At 72.3% G+C, this 17245-nt stretch carries 18 protein-coding genes; 11 read left to right on the top strand and 7 right to left on the bottom strand.

From position 1 onward, the window contains the following. Window positions 1-100: 100 nt before the first annotated feature. Complete coding sequence (gene nadA, locus GA0074704_RS23120) at window positions 101-1300, bottom strand: quinolinate synthase NadA (protein WP_088972442.1); 1200 nt, start codon at window positions 1298-1300, stop codon at window positions 101-103. Between the two features lie 67 nt (window positions 1301-1367). Here nadA and GA0074704_RS23115 point away from each other — a divergent pair, with 67 nt between their 5' ends. The 4 genes from GA0074704_RS23115 (at window position 1368) to GA0074704_RS23100 (ending at window position 4748) form a co-directional block, all read left to right on the top strand. After that, on the top strand, window positions 1368-2504 hold the full coding sequence (locus tag GA0074704_RS23115) for a glycerate kinase family protein (RefSeq protein ID WP_088972441.1): 1137 nt from the start codon (window positions 1368-1370) through the stop codon (window positions 2502-2504). Window positions 2505-2643: 139 nt separating this feature from the next. Further along, window positions 2644-3012, top strand: a complete 369-nt coding sequence (gene erpA, locus GA0074704_RS23110) for an iron-sulfur cluster insertion protein ErpA (protein WP_088972440.1) — start codon at window positions 2644-2646, stop codon at window positions 3010-3012. 222 nt (window positions 3013-3234) lie between these two features. After that, window positions 3235-4212: a carbohydrate kinase family protein gene (locus GA0074704_RS23105; protein ID WP_088972439.1), complete on the top strand. Its 978-nt coding sequence runs from the start codon at window positions 3235-3237 to the stop codon at window positions 4210-4212. Beyond that, window positions 4209-4748 carry an AAA family ATPase gene (locus GA0074704_RS23100; protein ID WP_088972438.1) on the top strand — a complete coding sequence of 180 codons (540 nt, stop codon included), beginning with the start codon at window positions 4209-4211 and terminating at the stop codon, window positions 4746-4748. Before GA0074704_RS23105 ends, GA0074704_RS23100 begins: the two co-directional genes overlap by 4 nt. 145 nt (window positions 4749-4893) lie before the next feature. Here GA0074704_RS23100 and GA0074704_RS23095 read toward each other — a convergent pair whose 3' ends face one another. Continuing rightward, a complete protein-coding gene (locus GA0074704_RS23095) occupies window positions 4894-5115 on the bottom strand; it encodes a sulfurtransferase TusA family protein (protein WP_088972437.1) in 222 nt (73 codons plus the stop codon). A 173-nt stretch (window positions 5116-5288) separates the two neighbouring features. Next, on the bottom strand, window positions 5289-6440 hold the full coding sequence (locus GA0074704_RS23090) for a cysteine desulfurase family protein (RefSeq protein WP_088972436.1): 1152 nt from the start codon (window positions 6438-6440) through the stop codon (window positions 5289-5291). 231 nt (window positions 6441-6671) lie between these two features. Here GA0074704_RS23090 and ctaC point away from each other — a divergent pair, with 231 nt between their 5' ends. Then, window positions 6672-7625 (top strand): aa3-type cytochrome oxidase subunit II, encoded by a 954-nt coding sequence (gene ctaC / locus GA0074704_RS23085; protein WP_088972435.1) that lies wholly within the window; start codon window positions 6672-6674, stop codon window positions 7623-7625. Between the two features lie 10 nt (window positions 7626-7635). Beyond that, entirely contained in the window at window positions 7636-8061 is a 426-nt protein-coding gene (locus GA0074704_RS23080) for a cytochrome c oxidase subunit 4 (protein ID WP_088972434.1), read from the top strand. Window positions 8062-8849: 788 nt separating this feature from the next. On the opposite strand, the gene GA0074704_RS23075 is transcribed toward GA0074704_RS23080, so the two are convergent. The 4 genes from GA0074704_RS23075 to GA0074704_RS23060 all read right to left on the bottom strand — a co-directional run bounded on the left by GA0074704_RS23075 (window position 8850) and on the right by GA0074704_RS23060 (window position 11836). After that, window positions 8850-9062 carry a hypothetical protein gene (locus GA0074704_RS23075; RefSeq protein ID WP_088972433.1) on the bottom strand — a complete coding sequence of 71 codons (213 nt, stop codon included), beginning with the start codon at window positions 9060-9062 and terminating at the stop codon, window positions 8850-8852. Window positions 9063-9254: 192 nt separating this feature from the next. Next, window positions 9255-10301 (bottom strand): anthranilate phosphoribosyltransferase, encoded by a 1047-nt coding sequence (gene trpD / locus GA0074704_RS23070; RefSeq protein WP_088972432.1) that lies wholly within the window; start codon window positions 10299-10301, stop codon window positions 9255-9257. A 103-nt stretch (window positions 10302-10404) separates the two neighbouring features. Next, window positions 10405-10800, bottom strand: a complete 396-nt coding sequence (locus GA0074704_RS23065; RefSeq protein ID WP_088972431.1) for a response regulator — start codon at window positions 10798-10800, stop codon at window positions 10405-10407. Between the two features lie 73 nt (window positions 10801-10873). Further along, the gene (locus tag GA0074704_RS23060; RefSeq protein WP_088972430.1) at window positions 10874-11836 is read right to left on the bottom strand and encodes a cytochrome c oxidase assembly protein; all 963 of its coding nucleotides are present in this window, start codon (window positions 11834-11836) and stop codon (window positions 10874-10876) included. A 108-nt stretch (window positions 11837-11944) separates the two neighbouring features. Here GA0074704_RS23060 and ctaE point away from each other — a divergent pair, with 108 nt between their 5' ends. The 5 genes from ctaE (at window position 11945) to GA0074704_RS23035 (ending at window position 17185) form a co-directional block, all read left to right on the top strand. After that, window positions 11945-12544 (top strand): aa3-type cytochrome oxidase subunit III, encoded by a 600-nt coding sequence (gene ctaE, locus GA0074704_RS23055; RefSeq protein WP_088972429.1) that lies wholly within the window; start codon window positions 11945-11947, stop codon window positions 12542-12544. Window positions 12545-12617: 73 nt separating this feature from the next. Beyond that, window positions 12618-13454 (top strand): cytochrome bc1 complex diheme cytochrome c subunit, encoded by an 837-nt coding sequence (gene qcrC / locus GA0074704_RS23050; protein ID WP_088972428.1) that lies wholly within the window; start codon window positions 12618-12620, stop codon window positions 13452-13454. A 67-nt stretch (window positions 13455-13521) separates the two neighbouring features. Beyond that, a complete protein-coding gene (gene qcrA, locus GA0074704_RS23045) occupies window positions 13522-14610 on the top strand; it encodes a cytochrome bc1 complex Rieske iron-sulfur subunit (RefSeq protein ID WP_088972427.1) in 1089 nt (362 codons plus the stop codon). Next, complete coding sequence (gene qcrB, locus GA0074704_RS23040; protein WP_088972426.1) at window positions 14607-16229, top strand: cytochrome bc1 complex cytochrome b subunit; 1623 nt, start codon at window positions 14607-14609, stop codon at window positions 16227-16229. Before qcrA ends, qcrB begins: the two co-directional genes overlap by 4 nt. 131 nt (window positions 16230-16360) lie before the next feature. After that, window positions 16361-17185 (top strand): MerR family transcriptional regulator, encoded by an 825-nt coding sequence (locus GA0074704_RS23035; RefSeq protein ID WP_088972425.1) that lies wholly within the window; start codon window positions 16361-16363, stop codon window positions 17183-17185. Window positions 17186-17245 lie beyond the last annotated feature (60 nt).

The raw sequence follows: 17245 nt of genomic DNA, 5'->3' as shown, positions 1-17245 counted from the left end.
GCATAGCCCTCGGTGACGAGAATGGACCCGGTCACATCACCCGGACGACGTTAATTGGGGTGTCCGGTACGTTTCCGTGTCAGGTCGTCACCGAGGGTGATCAGCGTGCGGTGGGCGGCGGGGTGTCCGCGCCCGGCAGGGCGAGCATCTGGTCCAGGGCGACCCGGGCGTGGTGCGCGGTGTCCGGATCCACGGTGATCTGGTTGACCACCCGTCCGGCGACCAGCTCCTCCAGCGCCCAGACCAGGTGCGGCAGGTCGATCCGGTTCATCGTCGAGCAGTAGCAGACGGCCTTGTCGAGGAACATGATCTGCTTGTCCGGGTGGGCCAGGGCCAGCCGACGGACCAGGTTCAGCTCGGTGCCGACCGCCCAGGCCGAGCCGGCCGGGGCCGCCTCGATGGTCTTGATGATGTATTCGGTGGAGCCGACGAAGTCGGCGGCGGTGACCACCTCGTGCCGGCACTCCGGGTGGACCAGCACGTTGACCCCCGGCACCCGCTCCCGGACGTCGTTGACGCTGTCCAGGGTGAACCGGCCGTGCACCGAGCAGTGCCCGCGCCACAGGATCATCCTGGCGTCGCGCAGCTGCTCCGCGGTGAGCCCGCCGTTCGGCTTGTGCGGGTCGTAGAGCACACAGTCGTCCAGCGAGAAGCCCATCTCCAGCACCGCCGTGTTGCGGCCCAGGTGTTGGTCGGGGAGGAAGAGCACCTTCTGGCCCTGCTCGAACGCCCAGTCCAGGGCGCGCTTGGCGTTCGACGAGGTGCAGACCACCCCGCCGTGCCGGCCGACGAAGCCCTTGATGTCCGCCGAGGAGTTCATGTACGTCACCGGGACGGTGTCGGCGGCGACGCCCAGCTCGGTCAGCACGTCCCAGGCGGTCTCGACCTGGGACAGCACGGCCATGTCGGCCATCGAGCAGCCGGCCGCCAGGTCCGGCAGGATCACCTTCTGCGCGTCGGAGGTGAGGATGTCGGCGCTCTCCGCCATGAAGTGCACGCCGCAGAAGACGATGTACTCCGCGTCGGGCCGGGCCGCCGCCTCCCGGGCCAGCTTGAACGAGTCGCCGGTCACGTCGGCGAACTGGATCACCTCGTCGCGCTGGTAGTGGTGGCCCAGCACGAAAACCTTCGTGCCGAGCGCGGCCTTGGCCGCCGCCGCGCGGGCCACCAGGTCCGGGTCGCTCGGCGCCGGCAGGTCACCCGGACACTCCACGCCACGCTCGGTGGCGGGATCGCTGCCGCGGCCGAGGAGCAGCAGCGCAGTGGCGGTGTTGGAGGGCTCAACCCAGGTCGAAGTCACGCCCCCATGGTCCCACAGCGCCGCCGCCGCGCAGCCGTCGCCGGTGTGTGCTGCCACACTGCTCGGCATGCGCGTGCTGCTCTGCCCGGACAAGTTCGCCGGCACCCTGGACGCCCCGGCGGTGGCCGCCGCCGTGGCCCAGGGATGGCGGGAGGTGGCCCCCGCCGACGACCTGGTCGTCCGGCCGCTGGCCGACGGGGGACCGGGCTTCGTCGCCGTGCTCGCCGACGCCCTCGGCGGGCGCCGGCTGCCGGTGCCCACCGTCGACCCGCTCGGCCGGCCGGTAGCCGGTGAGATCCTGGTCACCGACGACGGCACCGCCTACCTGGAGAGCGCCCAGGCCTGCGGCCTGCACCTGCTCACCGCCGCCGAACGCGACCCGAAGGCCACCACGTCGTACGGGCTGGGCGCCCTGGTCACCGCGGCGGTGGAGGCCGGCGCCCGGACGGTGGTGGTCGGGCTGGGCGGCTCCGCCACCAACGACGGCGGCGCCGGACTGCTCACCGCGCTGGGGGCCACCCCGCTCGACGCCGCCGGCACGGCCCTGCCGTACGGCGGGGCGGCGCTGGGCGCGGTGGCCGCGCTGGACGGCGCGCCCCGGCTGCGCGACGCCGTCCTGGTCGCCGCCACCGACGTCGACAACCCGCTGCTCGGCCTGCACGGCGCCAGCAACGTCTACGGCCCGCAGAAGGGCGCCGACCGGGCCGACGTCCTGCTGCTCGACGCCGCGCTGGAGCGCTGGGCGGCCGTGCTGGAACGCGACCTGCCGGGCTGCCCGCCCGGGCTGGGCGCGCTGCCCGGCGGTGGCGCCGCCGGCGGCCTCGGCGCGGCGATCCTGGCCCTCGGCGGCCGCTGCGAGTCGGGGATCGACCTCGTCACCCGGGCGATCGGGCTGGAGGCCGCGCTGGACTCCTGCGACCTGGTGGTCACCGGCGAGGGATCCTTCGACCACCAGTCGCTGCGCGGCAAGGTGGTCGCCGGGGTGGCCGGGGCGGCCCGGGACCGCGGGGTGCCCTGCGTGGTGCTCGCCGGACGGGTCGGCACCGGCCGCCGGGAGGCCGCCGCCGCCGGGGTGACCGACGCGTACAGCCTGGTGGAGCACTTCGGCGGGGAGGAGCACGGCGGGCTGGAGGCGGCGATGGGTCGCCCCGCCGAAGGGCTGCGCGCGCTCGGCGCCCGACTGGCCCGGCAGTGGAGCCGCTGAGCACCGCGACCGGCACGCCACCGGAGGTGACCTCGGTCGGCGCGGCGTACGATCGGATCTGGACCACACCGGGAATCACCGGCCGACGCGCTACGTTGGCCGTGACGTCCGGACCCATACCGCGCAGGGAGATTTCCACGTGACCACGCCAGCGCAGACCGAGTCGACCGAGGCCCAGGCCCCTACGTCCATCGTCCTCACCGACGTCGCGGCGGAGAAGGTCAAGGCCCTGATCGAGCAGGAGGGCCGCGACGACCTGCGGCTCCGGGTCGCGGTGCAGCCGGGCGGCTGCTCCGGCCTGCGGTACCAGCTCTTCTTCGACGAGCGTTCGCTCGACGGTGACGTCGTCAGCGACTTCGGCGGCGTCGAGGTGGTCGTCGACCGGATGAGCGCGCCCTACCTGGCCGGTGCGACGATCGACTTCGCCGACCGGATCGACGCCCAGGGCTTCACCATCGACAACCCGAACGCCGGCAACTCCTGCGCCTGCGGCGACTCGTTCAGCTGAGTCCCGCCGGCCGGGCCCGGACCGAGCGGTCCGGCGCGCCGAGCTGACCCGACGGCGGATCGCCCCCATCCGGGGCGGTCCGCCGTTTGTCGTACCCGCTCGGGTGTCCGGACGGCGACGTCCGGATGTGCGCTCGGCGACCGGTTCTCCACCGACCGGTGACCGGCGTACCAGTCCGACCGGTAGGCTGACCGCGCCGTGCTCCCGACCACGAGGGTTGACATGAAGATCGCCGTGACCGGCTCGATCGCGACCGACCACCTGATGAGCTTCCCGGGTCGCTTCGCCGACCAGCTCATCGCCGACCAGCTGGACAAGGTCTCGCTCTCCTTCCTGGTCGACGAACTGGTCCTCCGGCGCGGCGGCACCGCCGCCAACATCGCCTTCGGCATGGCCCAGCTGGGGCTGCGCCCGGTGCTGCTGGGCGCGGTCGGCGCGGACTTCGCCGACTACCGCTCCTGGCTGGAGCGGCACGGCGTCGACTGCGACTCGGTGCATGTCAGCGAGGTGGCGCACACCGCCCGCTTCGTCTGCACCACCGACACCGACATGTGCCAGATCGCCTCGTTCTACGCCGGCGCGATGAGCGAGGCCCGCAACATCGAGCTGGCCCCGGTCGCCCAGCGGCTCGGCGGCCTGGACCTGGTGCTGGTCAGCGCCAACGACCCGGCCGCGATGGTCCGGCACTCGGCCGAGTGCCGGGTGCGGGGCTACCCGTTCGTCGCCGACCCGTCGCAGCAACTCGCCCGGATGGACGGCGCCGACGTGCTCGGCCTGGTCGACGGCGCGGAATACCTGATGACCAACGAGTACGAGAAGTCGCTGCTGCTGAGCAAGGCCGGCCTCACCGACGAGCAGCTGCTCGACCGGGTGAAGGTGCGGGTCACCACGCTGGGCAAGCAGGGTGTGGAGATCGTCGGGCGGGAGATCGGCACCATCCATGTCCCGATCGCCCGGGAGATCCAGGCGGTCGACCCGACCGGTGTCGGCGACGGCTTCCGGGCCGGCTTCTTCGCCGCGCTGAACTGGGGCGTCGGCCTGGAGCGGGCCGCACAGGTCGGCTGCCTGCTCGCCACCCTGGTGCTGGAGAACTTCGGCGGCCAGGAGTACGAGGTGCGCCGCGACCTGTTCGTCAAGCGCCTTGCCGAGTCGTACGGTGACGCCGCCGCCGAGGACGTGCGGCCGCACCTGCTGCCGTGACCGAGCTGTCGGCCGACGTGAGCACCGCCCCCACCGGAGGCGGACGCCTGCTGGTGGCCTTCGCCGGCCTGCCCGGTGTGGGCAAGAGCACCCTCGCCGCCCGGGTCGGCGCGGCGCTGTCCGCGCCGGTGCTGCCCGTGGACCCGGTCGAGCGGGCGATGGCCCGCTTCGGCCTGGTCGGCGACGTGCCGGGAATGGCCGCGTACGACGCCGTCGCCGGGCTGGCCGAGGTGCAGTTGAGGCTCGGGCTCAGCGTCGTGGTGGACGCGGTCAACCCGGTGGCCAGCGCCCGCGGGCTCTGGCACGACCTGGCCGAGCGGGCCGGGGTGCCGCTGCGGGTGGTCGAGGTGCACTGCGGCGACGAGGCGGAGCACCGCCGCCGGGTCGAGGCCCGACAGCCGGACGAGCACTTCCCCACCTGGGAGCAGACCCTGGTCCGCCGGGCCGAGTACGAGCCCTACGTCGGCCCGCGCCTGGTCGTGGACACGGCCGTCGACACCGACCCGCTCCCCGGCATCCTCGCCTACCTCCGCTGACCCCGCCGGCCGCGTCGTTCTGTGGGCGGCGGAGGAGGCATTTTCGAGGAAAGTGCTGCCTCACCGCTTCGGATGGCGACACTTTCCCCCATCTTGCGCGGATCTTGAGCGTGCGGGGTGGGATCGTGTGCGGGCGGGCGAGGGGTCAGCTGGCGCGGCGGACGTCGTAGGCGTTCGGGTGCGCCGTGACGAACTCCTGGCCGCGCATCCGGCACCAGGCCGGGATGTCCACCGCGGCGGCCGGGTCGTCGGCGAGCACCCGCACCACCGCGCCGACCGGCAGCTCCGGCAGTCGCCGGGCCAGGTTGATCACCGGCAGCGGGCAGCGCTGGCCCCGGCAGTCGAGCACCTCGTCCGGCACGCTCACAGGCCCTTCTCCGTTCGCGACTGCGGGGCTCGCAGGACCGGCTCACTCCTCGCGCTCACAGGCGTGCCTCCGTTCGCGACTGCGGGGCTCGCAGGACCGGCTCACTCCTCGCGCTCACAGGCCCTTCTCCGTTCGCGACTGCGGGGCTTGCAGGACCGGCTCACTCCTCGCGCTCACAGGCCCGTCACCCCGGCCTCGGCGCGCAGGTCGGCGACGATCCCCGGCAGCTCGGCCAGGAACCGCTCCACGTCCGCCTCGGTGGTCTCCCGGTGCAGGGACACCCGCACGTTGCCGTGCGAGAGGACGCCCATCGCCTCCAGCACGTGCGACGGCCGCAGCGTCGACGAGGTGCAGGACGAGCCGGAGGAGACCGCGAAGCCGCGCCGGTCCAGCGCGTGCAGCAGCGCCTCCCCGTCGACGTACAGGCAGGAGAAGGTGACCAGGTGCGGCAGCCGGTCCACCGGGTCGCCGACCACCTCCACGTCCGGCACGTCGGCCGCCACCCGGGTCCGGATCCGGTCCACCAGGGGCGCCAGCCGGTCCGCCTCCGCCGCCGCGTCGGCCACCGCCGCGCGCAGGCTCGCCGCCGCCGCCACCGCCGCGGGCAGGTTCACCACCCCGGGGGTACGCCCCGACTCCCGCTCGTCGGCCGGCCACGGCGACTCCCACCGGGTGCCCTTGCGGACCACCAGCAGCCCCACGCCGGGTGGCCCGCCCCACTTGTGCGCGCTGGCCGTCAGCACCGACCAGCCGGCCGGCAGCGGCACCCGGCCGACCAGTTGCGCGGCGTCCACGTGCAGCGGCACGCCCGAGTCGGCGCAGGCGGCTGCCGCCGCCGGCACCGGCTGGACGGTGCCCACCTCGTGACTGGCGCCGATCAGCGTGGCGAACGCCACCCCGGGGGCGCCCACCGCCGCCGCCCAGGCGTCCAGGTCGAGCCGGCCCAGCCGGTCCACCGGCACCGACACCGCCGTGCCGCCGCGCGCCTCGTGCCACTGCGCCGCGTGCAGCACGGCCGAGTGCTCGATCGCCGAGTGCACCAGCGTGCCGCCGACCCGCCGCCGGCCGGCCAACCCGCCGAGCACGGCCGAGTGCGCCGCCGCCGTACCGCTGGGGGTGAAGGAGAGCTCGTCCGCGCGTACGCCGATGGCCTGCGCGGCGGCCTCGCGCGCGGCGTCCAGGAGCTGGCGGGCCCGGCGGGCCTGGCCGTAGAGGCGGGCCGGGTCCGCCCAGCCGTCGTCGAGGGCGGCCAGCAGCGCCTGCCGGGCCACCGGATGCGTCGGCGCGGCGGTGGCCGCGTCGAGGTAGACCGGGGAAGGGCTCACAGAGTCATCTTTCGTTCCCGACTGCGGGGCTCGCAGGACCGGCTCACTCCTCGCGCTCACAGGTCCTCACGCTAGCCCGTCGGTATGCGCAAGATCCCCCCGATGGGGGCGGACAGTGACCCCAAGGCGGTTGAGCCCGTCATGGTCGAGTAATCTGCGACCGTCGGTGACGCCTTTGCCGTGGTGTCGAGGGAAAGCCACCATCACGGCGCGCTAGGGAGGCAGGACCAGGTGGTCGCAAGGAGTTCGGAGGTACGGCCGTCGGCCGTACGGCACAGCGCGCGCCGGGGACGGGGTGCCGGTCGACTCGCCGGGCTCGGTCTCGGGGGTGCGGCGCTGCTGGTCCTGCTGACCGGCTGTGACGTCGGCAAGACGTTCGGGGGCTTCGGCTGGCCGCAGGGCGGCATCTCGCCCGAGTCGCACCGCATGTACGACCTGTGGATCGCCTCCTGCATCGCGGCGCTCGCCGTCGGCGTGTTCGTGTGGGGCCTGATCTTCTGGTGCGTGGTGCGCTACCGCAAGCGCGGCAACGAGCTGCCGGTGCAGACCCGGTACAACATGCCGATGGAGTTCCTCTACACGATCGCCCCGATCCTGATCGTGTCGGTGCTCTTCTACTACACCGCCATCGTGCAGACGGACGTGGACAAGACCACGAAGAACCCGGACGTCACCGTCGAGGTCGTCGCGTTCAAGTGGAACTGGCAGTTCAACTACCGCGACGGGCAGGGCCGCGAGGCCAACACCGTCGCCTCGACCCTCGGCACCAGCGAGGTCATCCCGATCCTGGTCCTGCCGACCGACCGGTCGATCCGGTTCGAGGAGACCAGCCGCGACGTCATCCACTCGTTCTGGGTGCCGGAGCTGCTGTTCAAGCGGGACGTCATGCCGGGCAACGTCCGCAACGTCTTCGAGGTCTCCAAGCTCGACCAGGAGGGCGCGTACGTCGGCCGCTGCGCCGAGCTGTGCGGCAGCTACCACGCCTTCATGAACTTCGAGCTGCGCGTCGTCTCCCCGGAGAAGTACGACCAGTTCCTCGCCGCCAAGAAGTCGGGCAAGTCGACGCAGGAGGCCCTCGAGTCGATCGGCGAGAAGCCGTACGCCCAGACCACCAAGCCGTTCGACACCCGGCGCAACACGGCCAACTTCAACCCCGACTCGGCCTCGGCCGGCGCGAGCAAGTGAGGAGGCGGGCATGAAGACCGAGTGGCGTATCTTCCTGGTGATCGCGGGATTCCTGCTCTTCGCGACCGTCCTGTACGGCGCCTGGACCGCCGGTGAGACCGGCCGGGTCGAGTGGGTCGGCACGGTCGCGCTCCTGCTGTCGTTCCTGCTCTGCTCGATGTGCGGCGGCTTCTTCTGGTTCGTCTCCCGCCGCATCGACCTGCGGCCCGAGGACCGGGCCGACGGCGAGATCGCCGACGGCGCGGGCGAGATCGGCTTCTTCAGCCCGGGCAGCTACTGGCCCTTCGGGCTGGCGCTGGCCGCCGCGGTCGCCGGTCTCGGCCTGGTGTTCTGGCAGTTCTGGCTGCTCGGCCTCGGCCTGGTGGCGGTCGTGTTCGCCGCCTGCGGCCTGCTCTTCGAGTACTACACCGGCACCCGCCGCACCGCGGAGCACTGACTCCGACCCGTTCCCCGTGAAAGGCCCGCCTCCCTCGGGAGGCGGGCCTTTCGCCGTACCGAGCGGGACGGCCCGTGGCCGCCCTGTCGCCGGCCACCCCTGGGTCCCGGCTCCAGCTGGGCCGCCGAGTGCGGCATATCGGGGTCTTCGAGGGGGCGGTGGCCGCGTTCTGCGGCATGTCGGGGTGCCCACGGGTGGTGGTCTCGGTCCACAGGTCACTCGTCGCCAGGGCGACACCCTGATGGCACTCGATCCTGGTTGTAGTGGTCTCGTGGGCCCGAGGAGGCCACTACAACCAGGATCGAGCACGACCTTGCGGTCCGGAGGAGCCGGCAGAGCACCGCAGTGCCGACGGCTGTGCGTCGTGCGGCCGCTGGAGCCTTCGGTGAGTCATCCGTGCTCTCAGGTCGGTAGCCACCGATAGACCGCTGTCCCCGGTGGGCCTCAGTCCCGGTGGACCTCTGTTCCCCGGCGAGGTGCCGTGGGCGGCCCAGGCGCTGCCGTGGCGCGACTGGACGCACCGACCGGTGCGGGTGGTGCGGCGCAGGGCTCGGCGGCCTCAGGCGGCCCGGCGGTGCGGGTGGTGCGGCGCAGGGCTCGGCGGCCTCAGGCGGCCCGGCGGTGCGGGTGGTGCGGCGCAGGGCTCGGCGGCCCTCAGGCAGCGCGGCGGTGCGGGTGGTGCGGCGCAGGGCTCGGCGGCCCTCAGGCAGCGCGGCGGTGCGGGTGGTGCGGCGCAGGGCTCGGCGGCCCTCAGGCAGCGCGGCGGTGCGGGTGGTGCGGCGCAGGGCTCAGGCGGCCCGGCGGTGCGGGGCGGCCCGTCGTGCCGGGCGGCGGTCGGCGAGGCGCGGCGCCGGGAAGGCGAACGTGGCGATCAGCACAGCGGTGCCGCAGCCGGTGCAGACCAGCTCGGGACAGTCGGCACCGTGGCCGTCGACGCAGGGCGGCGTCTCGAACGTCTGAACGCCCTCGCAGTTGTCGCAGTGCAGTTCGCGGTCCGACACGGGCGTCTCCTCTCGCTGGCGGTCCCGCCCGGAGCCGTCCGGCCGATCGGGGATCGGCGGGGCGCCACCGCGTTCGCGGCCGGCGGGAACTACTCGCATGTAGTTTGGCACGCGGGTCCGACACGACTCCCGACGCCGCCGGTCTGCCCGGCGTCCGCGCAGCTCAGGAGCCTCGGGAGCCAGGCAACCGGGTCAGAGCGACCGGGCGACCTCGATCCAGCGGTCCAGGGCGGCTGCCGCCGCCCCCGAGTCGACGGACTCCGCCGCCCGCCGCATCCCGGCCCGCAGCGCGTCGGTCAGGTCGCCGTCCAGCGGGCCCTGGGTGGCCAGCGCCACGGCCGCGTTGACCAGCACGGCGTCGCGTACCGGACCGGTCTCCCCGGCGAGCAGCCGGCGGGCCACGTCGGCGTTGTACGCGGCGTCTCCGCCCCGCAGGTCGGCGAGGGTGGCCCGGGGCACCCCCAGCTCGGTGGCGTCCAGCAGCGCCTCTCTCACGACCCCCTGCTGGGCCACCCAGAGCCGGGTCGGCGCGGCGGTGCTGAACTCGTCGAGGCCGTCCTCGCCGCGCATCACCACCACGGAGTCGCCGCGGGCGGCGAAGACCGCCGCCATCACGGGCGCCATCCGCAGGTCGAAACAGCCGACCGCGCCGGCCCGGGGGCGGGCCGGGTTGGTCAGCGGGCCGAGGAAGTTGAAGGCGGTGGGCACGCCGATCTCGCGGCGTACCGGGCCGGCGTGCCGCATGCCGGGGTGGAAGCGGGCGGCGAAGCAGAAGCCGATCCCCGCCTCCGCCACGCACCGGGCCACCTGCTCCGGGCCGAGGTCCAGCGGGACGCCGAGGAACTCCAGCAGGTCGGCCGTGCCGCAGAGCGAGGAGGCCGCCCGGTTGCCGTGCTTGACCACGCGTACGCCGGCGCCGGCCACCACCAGCGCGGTCATGGTGGAGATGTTGACGGTGTGGGCGAGGTCACCGCCGGTGCCCACCACGTCCAACGCGGTCCGGCGCAGCTCCTCGGGGAGGCGCACCTCGACGGCGCGACCGAGCATCGCCTCGACCAGGCCGGCCAGCTCGGCCGGCGTCTCGCCCTTGGCGCGCAGCGCGACGGCGAAGGCGGAGACCTGGGCCGGGGTGGCGGCGCCGGTCATGATCTCGTCCATCGCCCAGGCGGTGTCCGCGGTGGAGAGCTCCTCGCCGCGCAGCAGCGCGTTGAGCAGGTGCGGCCAGGTTCGTTCGCCCATGGCGGGCCTCCCGAGCGGGCGTGGATGCGGGTGGGACACCGACGCCACCGGCGACGGTGCCGGTGGCGCGGGGGAGCGGGCGGCGGACGCCCGCCGGAGCGGATCAGGCCGGCGCGTGCGCGCGCAGCAGGCCCGCGACGGTGGTGCCGGTGGTCACCGGGTCGAGCGGGTGGACCAGGGTGGCCTCGACCTGCGCGTACGCGGCGAGCCATCGGTCGGCGGCCCGGGCGATCACGACGCAGGTGGGCGGGGCGTCGTCCCGGTCGTCCTTGATCTGGCGGGCGATCCCGATGCCGCCGCCCGGGCTGGCCTCGCCGTCGAGCAGCAGCAGGTCGATCTCGTAGTCGTCGACCAGCCGGACGCACTCGGCGTAGTCGGAGGCCTCGACGAACTCGATCTGGAGCCCGGGCGCGGGCCGGGTGCCGACGGCCAGCCGCATCCGGTCACGGACCTGCGGGTCGTCGCTGTAGAGCAGGACGGTGCAAAGACGATCGCTCATCGCTGGCTGGCTCCCACCTCGTAGCTGCCCGCTGATCGTAGCGGTCCGGTGTGACGAGGACGACGCCCGCCCGTCAGGCCGGCTCGGCGGCGGCCGCCGCGGCGCGCTCGCGGGCCTCCTGCCGGTCCAGCTCGCGGTCGAGCCGGCGGGCCTCCCGCTCGGACTGCTTGATCCACTGGACCACCAGCACGGCGAGCATGGTCACGCTGACGAACTCGCCGCCGGCCCAGAGGACTCCGCCGGCCACCACCTGGTCGTCCCAGGGGTCGGACCAGGTCAGCCCGAGCGACGGGTACCAGTCGCCGCCGAAGAGCGTGGTGCTCTGCATGATCGTGAGCCCGAGCACCGTGTGGAACGGCACCGAGAGCAGCATCAGCAGGGCCCGGCCCGGGTACGGCCAGCGGCCCGGCAGCGGGTCGAGGCCGAGCAGCGGCCAGAAGAAGACGCAGCCGGTCGCGATGAAGTGGGCGTGCACCAGTTCGTGCGCCCAGGCGTGCTCGAGGGTGTACCGGTAGAGGTCGGTGAAGTAGAGCACGAACGGGTTGGCCACGAAGATGGCGAACGCCACCAGCGGGAACGTGTAGATCCGGGCCAGCCGGCTGTGCACGACCGCCAGCAGCCGCTTGCGCGGCCGGACCGGCAGGGTGCGCAGCGCCAGGGTGACCGGGGCGCCGATGGCGAGGAAGATCGGCGCGATCATGGAGAGCACCATGTGCTGCACCATGTGCACCGACAGCAGCGTGGTGTCGTACGCGCCCAGGCCGGAGAGGGTGACGGCGGCGATCCCGCCGAGTCCCGGGCCGAGGAAGAACACCGTCCGGGAGACCGGCCAGCGGTCGCCGCGCAGCCGCAACCGGTGCACCCCGTAGAGGTAGAGCCCGGCGGCCACCACCAGGCCCAGGGCGAGCCAGCTGTCCAGCTCCCACTCGGTGAAGACCCGGGCCACGGTGAACGGCGGCGGCGTGCCGGCGCCCCCGGCGGCGAACGCGGAGGTCCCGGCCGAGGTGGCGGCGAAGATCGAATCGACGTGCAGCACGCTTTTCAGGCTAGGCCAGGCGAACCGGACCGCCACGATCGGGCCGGGTATGGCGCGGGTTTGCCACCCCGCTGATCGCTCGCGCCGGTCAAGGGCAATAATGACGGCGTGACTGCGGCCCCAGCCATTGACAAGAGCCGGATCCACTCCCTGACGCGTCCCAACATGGTCAGCGTCGGGACGATCGTGTGGCTCTCCAGCGAACTCATGTTCTTCGCGGCGCTGTTCGCGATGTACTTCTCGATCCGCGCGGCGGCGCCGGAGCAGTGGGAGAAGCACACCGAGGTCCTCAACATCCCGTACGCGACCACCTTCACGGTGATCCTGGTGTTGTCCTCGGTGACCTGCCAGCTCGGTGTCTTCGCGGCCGAGAAGGGTGACGTCCACGCCCTGCGGCGGTGGTTCACGATCACCTTCGTGATGGGCCTGATCTTCGTGCTCGGCCAGGCGAACGAGTACCGGACGCTGGTGCACGAGGGCGTGAAGATCAACGGAGACGGTTACGGGTCGATGTTCTACCTGACCACCGGCTTCCACGGCCTGCACGTGACCGGCGGTCTCATCGCCTTCATCATCTTCATGGTCCGCACGACCATGGGCCGGTTCACGCCGGCCCAGGCGACCTCGGCGATCGTGGTGTCGTACTACTGGCACTTCGTCGACGTCGTGTGGATCGGGCTCTACGCCATGATCTACTGGCTTCAGTGATCTTGGCGCGTCACGAACCGCGCCGCTGCTCCGTCCCCTGAGACAAGGTCCAACCCGGTTAAGGACACAGGTCATGACTTCTGACAACGACCGCCGAGGCGGTCTGCTCGCGCGGCTGCGCGGGCGGCCCGCGGCGCGCAGCAGGGGCCGCCGCCGGCTGGGCGCCGCGGTCCGGCTGATCGCCGCGCTGACGCTGGCCGGCGGCGCCTACACCGTCTTCGCCCCCGGAGTGCAGGCGCAGGAGAATCCGCCGCTGACCGGCGCCGCGGCCGAGGGCAAGGCGCTGTTCGACGTGAGCTGCGTGACCTGCCACGGTCGTAACGCGCAGGGCGTCGAGGGTCGTGGCCCCAGCCTGGTCGGGGTCGGCTCCGCCTCGGTGGAGTTCCAGGTGGGCTCGGGGCGGATGCCGATGGCCCGCCAGGAGGCCCAGGCGATGCGCAAGCCGCCGGTCTTCACCGACGAGCAGGTCCGCCAGCTCGGCCAGTACATCCAGGAACTCGGCGGCGGCCCGCAGGTGCCGGCCGGCAACGACCTGCACCGCAACGCCGACATGGCCGCCGGTGGCGAGCTGTTCCGGATCAACTGCTCGCAGTGCCACGCCTTCGGCGGTGGCGGTGGCGCGCTCTCCTCCGGCAAGTACGCCCCGAGCCTCAAGCCGGCCAGCGACCGGCAGATCTACGCCGCCATGCTGAGCGGCCCGCAGAACATGCCGGTCTTCGGTGACAACCAGATCACTCCGGAGCAGAAGGCGGACATCATCGCCTACATCCAGGAGACCCTGAAGCACGACCAGGACCAGGGCGGGTTCAACCTGGGCCGGTACGGCCCCTCCACCGAGGGCCTGGCGATCTTCCTGATCGGCATCGTCGCGCTGGTCTTCGCGAGCCTGTGGATTGCGGGCAAGTCGTGACCGAGCAGATCCTGCGTACCATTGCCGTGGTGCCGTGCACCGGCACCGCCCGTAACGAGGTGGCGGCATGAGCATCCACACCGAGCACCAGACCCCGCAGGGTCGGGAGCCGCTCGACGTCAACGACCCCCGCGCGTCCCGGTTCGACATCGTCCAGGAGGGCGCGCGCCGGGACGACATCGAGATCGTCCACTACGAGGAGCAGGTCGTCCCGGGCAGCAAGGCGGAGCGCCGCCTGACCCGTACGGTCGCCCTGATGTTCCTGCTCACCGGCGCGGCCGCGACGGCCTTCCTGGTGATCTACATCTGGTGGCCGTGGAAGTGGGAGGCCGGCCGGGGTGGTGACAAGCTCTACACCCCGCTGCTCGGCCTCACCCTGGGCCTGGCCCTGCTCGGTGTCGGCTTCGGCATCCTCACCTGGGGCAAGAAGCTGCTGCCCAAGGAGGTCTCGATCCAGGACCGGCACGACCAGCCGGGCCCCGCGGAGGACCGGAAGATCACCGGCGAGACCATGCTCTACCTGGCCGACGAGCTGGGTGTGAAGCGCCGGCCGCTGCTCGGCGTCTCGCTGGTCGCCGGCCTGCTGCCGGTGGGCGCGGTCGCCGCGGCCCCGCTGGTCGGTGGCCTGATCTCCAACCCGCACAAGAACAACCAGATGTTCACCACCGGCTTCGCGCCGGCCGAGGGTGGCGGGCGGATCCGGCTCATCCGTGAGGACGGCCGGCCGATCCGCCCGGCCGACGTCAGCGCCGGTGGCCAGCTCACCGTGTTCCCCGGCATCCCGCACGGGGTGAGCAACAAGCACGCCGACTCGCCGACCCTGCTCATCCACCTCCGCGAGGACGACGCGCAGAAGTCCCGGGAGGCGAACGCCCGCGTCGGCCACGGCGACTACATGTGGGGCAACTACGCGGCGTTCTCCAAGATCTGCACGCACGCCGGTTGCCCGGCCAGCCTCTACGAGCAGCAGACCAACCGGCTGCTCTGCCCGTGCCACCAGTCGCAGTTCCTCATCACCGACAACGCCCGGCCGATCTTCGGCCCGGCGAGCCGGCGGCTGCCCCAGCTGCCGATCGAGGTGGACGAGGAGGGCTTCTTCGTGGCGAAGTCCGACTACACCGAAACCATCGGTCCCGACTTCTGGGAGCGGCCATGAAGCGCCGAAAGTTCGATGCGGCCGCGCTGCCGGCCAAGACCGCCGGGGCGGTGGACGACCGCTTCCAGGTAGCCACCCCGCTGCGCAAGCTGCTCAACAAGGTCTTCCCCGACCACTGGTCGTTCCTGCTCGGCGAGATCGCGCTCTTCTCGTTCGTCGTGCTGCTGATGACCGGTGTCTTCCTGACCTTCTTCTACGAGCCCGCGATGACCGAGGTCGTCTACAACGGCAGCTACGCCCCGCTGCGGGGCACGCCGATGTCGGCCGCGTACGCCTCCAGCCTGGACCTGTCGTTCGACGTCCGGGGTGGCCTGATCATGCGGCAGATGCACCACTGGGCGGCGCTGCTGTTCATGGCCGCGATCGTGGTGCACATGATGCGGGTCTTCTTCACCGGCGCGTTCCGCAAGCCGCGTGAGACGAACTGGATCATCGGCTCGCTGCTGTTCTGGGTCGGCTTCCTCGCCGGCTTCACCGGCTACTCGCTGCCGGACGACGGCCTGTCCGGCACCGGTCTGCGGATCGCCTCCGGCATCATGCTCTCGATCCCGGTGATCGGCTCCTGGCTGACCTCGTCGATCTTCGGTGGCGAGTTCCCGGGTGAGATCATCATCAGCCGGTTCTTCATCGCCCACGTGCTGCTCATCCCGGGTCTGCTGGTCGCCCTGATCAGCGCCCACCTGGGCCTGGTCTTCAAGCAGAAGCACACCCAGTGGCCCGGCCCCGGCCGGACCAACGAGAACGTGGTCGGCGAGCGGATGTTCCCGCGCTACGCGCTCAAGCAGGGCGGCTTCTTCATGGTCGTCTTCGGCGTGATCGCCCTGATGGGTGGCCTGTTCCAGATCAACCCGATCTGGTACTTCGGCCCGTACGAGGCGTGGGTGGTCTCCGCGGCCAGCCAGCCCGACTGGTACGTCATGTTCCTCGACGGCTCGACCCGACTCATGCCGGCCTGGCAGATCAACATCCCGATCGGCGACGGGTACGTCATCCCGCCGCTGTTCTGGCCGACGGTCGTGCTGCCCGGCATCCTGGTGGGCCTGTCGACGATGTACCCGTTCCTCGAGGCCCGTCAGCTCAAGGACTACAAGCACCACAACCTGCTCCAGCGGCCCCGGGACGTTCCGGCCCGGACCGCGGTGGGCGCCATGGCGGTGGCCTTCTACATCGTGCTGACCCTCTCGGGCGGCAACGACGTGATCGCCGACAAGTTCCACATCAGCCTGAACGCGATGACCTGGGCGGGCCGGATCGGCCTGCTGGTGGTCCCGCCGCTGGCGTACTACGTCGCGTACCGGCTCTGCCTCGGCCTCCAGCAGCACGACCGGGAGGTGCTGGCCCACGGCGTGGAGACCGGCATCATCAAGCGGCTGCCGGACGGCCGGTTCGTCGAGGTCCACCAGCCGCTGGCCGCGGCGGACCACGACGGTCACGGTGAGCTGGACTACGTCGGCTGGGTGGTGCCGAAGAAGATGAACCGGCTCGGTGCCCTCGGGCCCGCCATCCGGGGCTTCTTCTACCCGATCGAGCGGCCCGCCGAGGCGCCGGTCTCGCCGGGTCACCCGCCGGTCGAGCCCCGACCGGAGCGCGAGGAGATCGCCAGCGGCGAGCGCCGCTGACGTACCCCCGAAACGCCGCGGACGTGGCGCCCGCCGGATACCGGCGGGCGCCACGTCCGTTTCGTACGTCCGGCTCCCGGTTCCCACCCACGAGTTGCATCTGCCCCTGGGGCAGGCGGGAGAGTCGCGGCATGGCTCCGCTCCACCTCACGACCGGCGAGTTCGCCGCCCAGTCCACGCTCAGCCTCAAGGCGCTGCGCCTCTACGAGACCCGCGGTCTGCTCGTGCCGGCCCGGGTCGACCCACGCACCGGCGTCCGGGGCTACCACCCGGCTCAGCTCGACCGTGCCCGCCGCATCGTGCTGCTGCGTGCCGTCGGCATGCCGTTGACCGAGATCGCCGAGGTGCTGGCGCTGGACGGTGCGGCGGCGGCCGAGGCGGTGGGCCGGTTCGGGCGGCGCACCGCCGCCGAGCATGAGGTGAGGCGTTCCCTGACCGGCTACGTCAAGCGGCTCTTCGACGGTGGCTCGGCCCCCGACTACCCGGTGCTGGTCCGCGAGGTGGCGGAGCGGGTCGTCGCCCACGTCAGCGGTCAGGCGACCGCGTCGGAACTGCCCGGACTGCTTGACCGGATGACGGGAACGCTCTTCGCCCACCTGCGGTCCGTCGGCGTGCCGTTGACCGGTCCGCTCTTCGTGGTCTACGCCGGTCAGCTCGACGAGGAGACCCGAGGTCCCGTGGAACTCTGCGCGCCCGTCGAGCGGGTCGTGCCGCCGGCCGGTCAGGTGGGGGTGCGGCTCGATTCCGCCCATCGCGAGGCGTACACCCAGGTCACCAGGGGACGGGCGGGCTATCCGGCGATCCTGCGGGCACACGACGTGGTGCGGGGCTGGCTGACCGACAACGGGATGGAACTCGCGTCTCCGCCCCGCGAGGTCTACTTCGAGAACTGGCACCGGGCCGAACCCGACGAGTACGCGGCGGAGGTCGCTCTGCCCATCCGACCCCGGTCCTGACCCCGGACGGGTGAGATCGCAGGAATAACCCCGGTCAGCCGGGTATCCGTGCGGTCCAAC

It is taken from the genome of Micromonospora siamensis (genome assembly GCF_900090305.1).
Lineage (GTDB): Bacteria > Actinomycetota > Actinomycetes > Mycobacteriales > Micromonosporaceae > Micromonospora > Micromonospora siamensis.
Note: the sequence above shows the minus strand (reverse complement) of the source record. Positions and strands in the feature narration are given on the sequence as shown.

What these genes read in the sequence shown, in the direction of transcription:
- GA0074704_RS23115 (WP_088972441.1), top strand. Translation starts at nt 1,368, where the DNA reads ATGCGCGTGCTGCTCTGCCCGGACAAGTTCGCCGGCACCCTGGACGCC.
- GA0074704_RS23105 (WP_088972439.1), top strand. Translation starts at nt 3,235, where the DNA reads ATGAAGATCGCCGTGACCGGCTCGATCGCGACCGACCACCTGATGAGC.
- GA0074704_RS23080 (WP_088972434.1), top strand. Translation starts at nt 7,636, where the DNA reads ATGAAGACCGAGTGGCGTATCTTCCTGGTGATCGCGGGATTCCTGCTC.
- trpD (WP_088972432.1), bottom strand. Translation starts at nt 10,301, where the DNA reads ATGGGCGAACGAACCTGGCCGCACCTGCTCAACGCGCTGCTGCGCGGC.
- GA0074704_RS23065 (WP_088972431.1), bottom strand. Translation starts at nt 10,800, where the DNA reads ATGAGCGATCGTCTTTGCACCGTCCTGCTCTACAGCGACGACCCGCAG.
- qcrC (WP_088972428.1), top strand. Translation starts at nt 12,618, where the DNA reads ATGACTTCTGACAACGACCGCCGAGGCGGTCTGCTCGCGCGGCTGCGC.
- qcrA (WP_088972427.1), top strand. Translation starts at nt 13,522, where the DNA reads ATGAGCATCCACACCGAGCACCAGACCCCGCAGGGTCGGGAGCCGCTC.
- qcrB (WP_088972426.1), top strand. Translation starts at nt 14,607, where the DNA reads ATGAAGCGCCGAAAGTTCGATGCGGCCGCGCTGCCGGCCAAGACCGCC.
- GA0074704_RS23035 (WP_088972425.1), top strand. Translation starts at nt 16,361, where the DNA reads ATGGCTCCGCTCCACCTCACGACCGGCGAGTTCGCCGCCCAGTCCACG.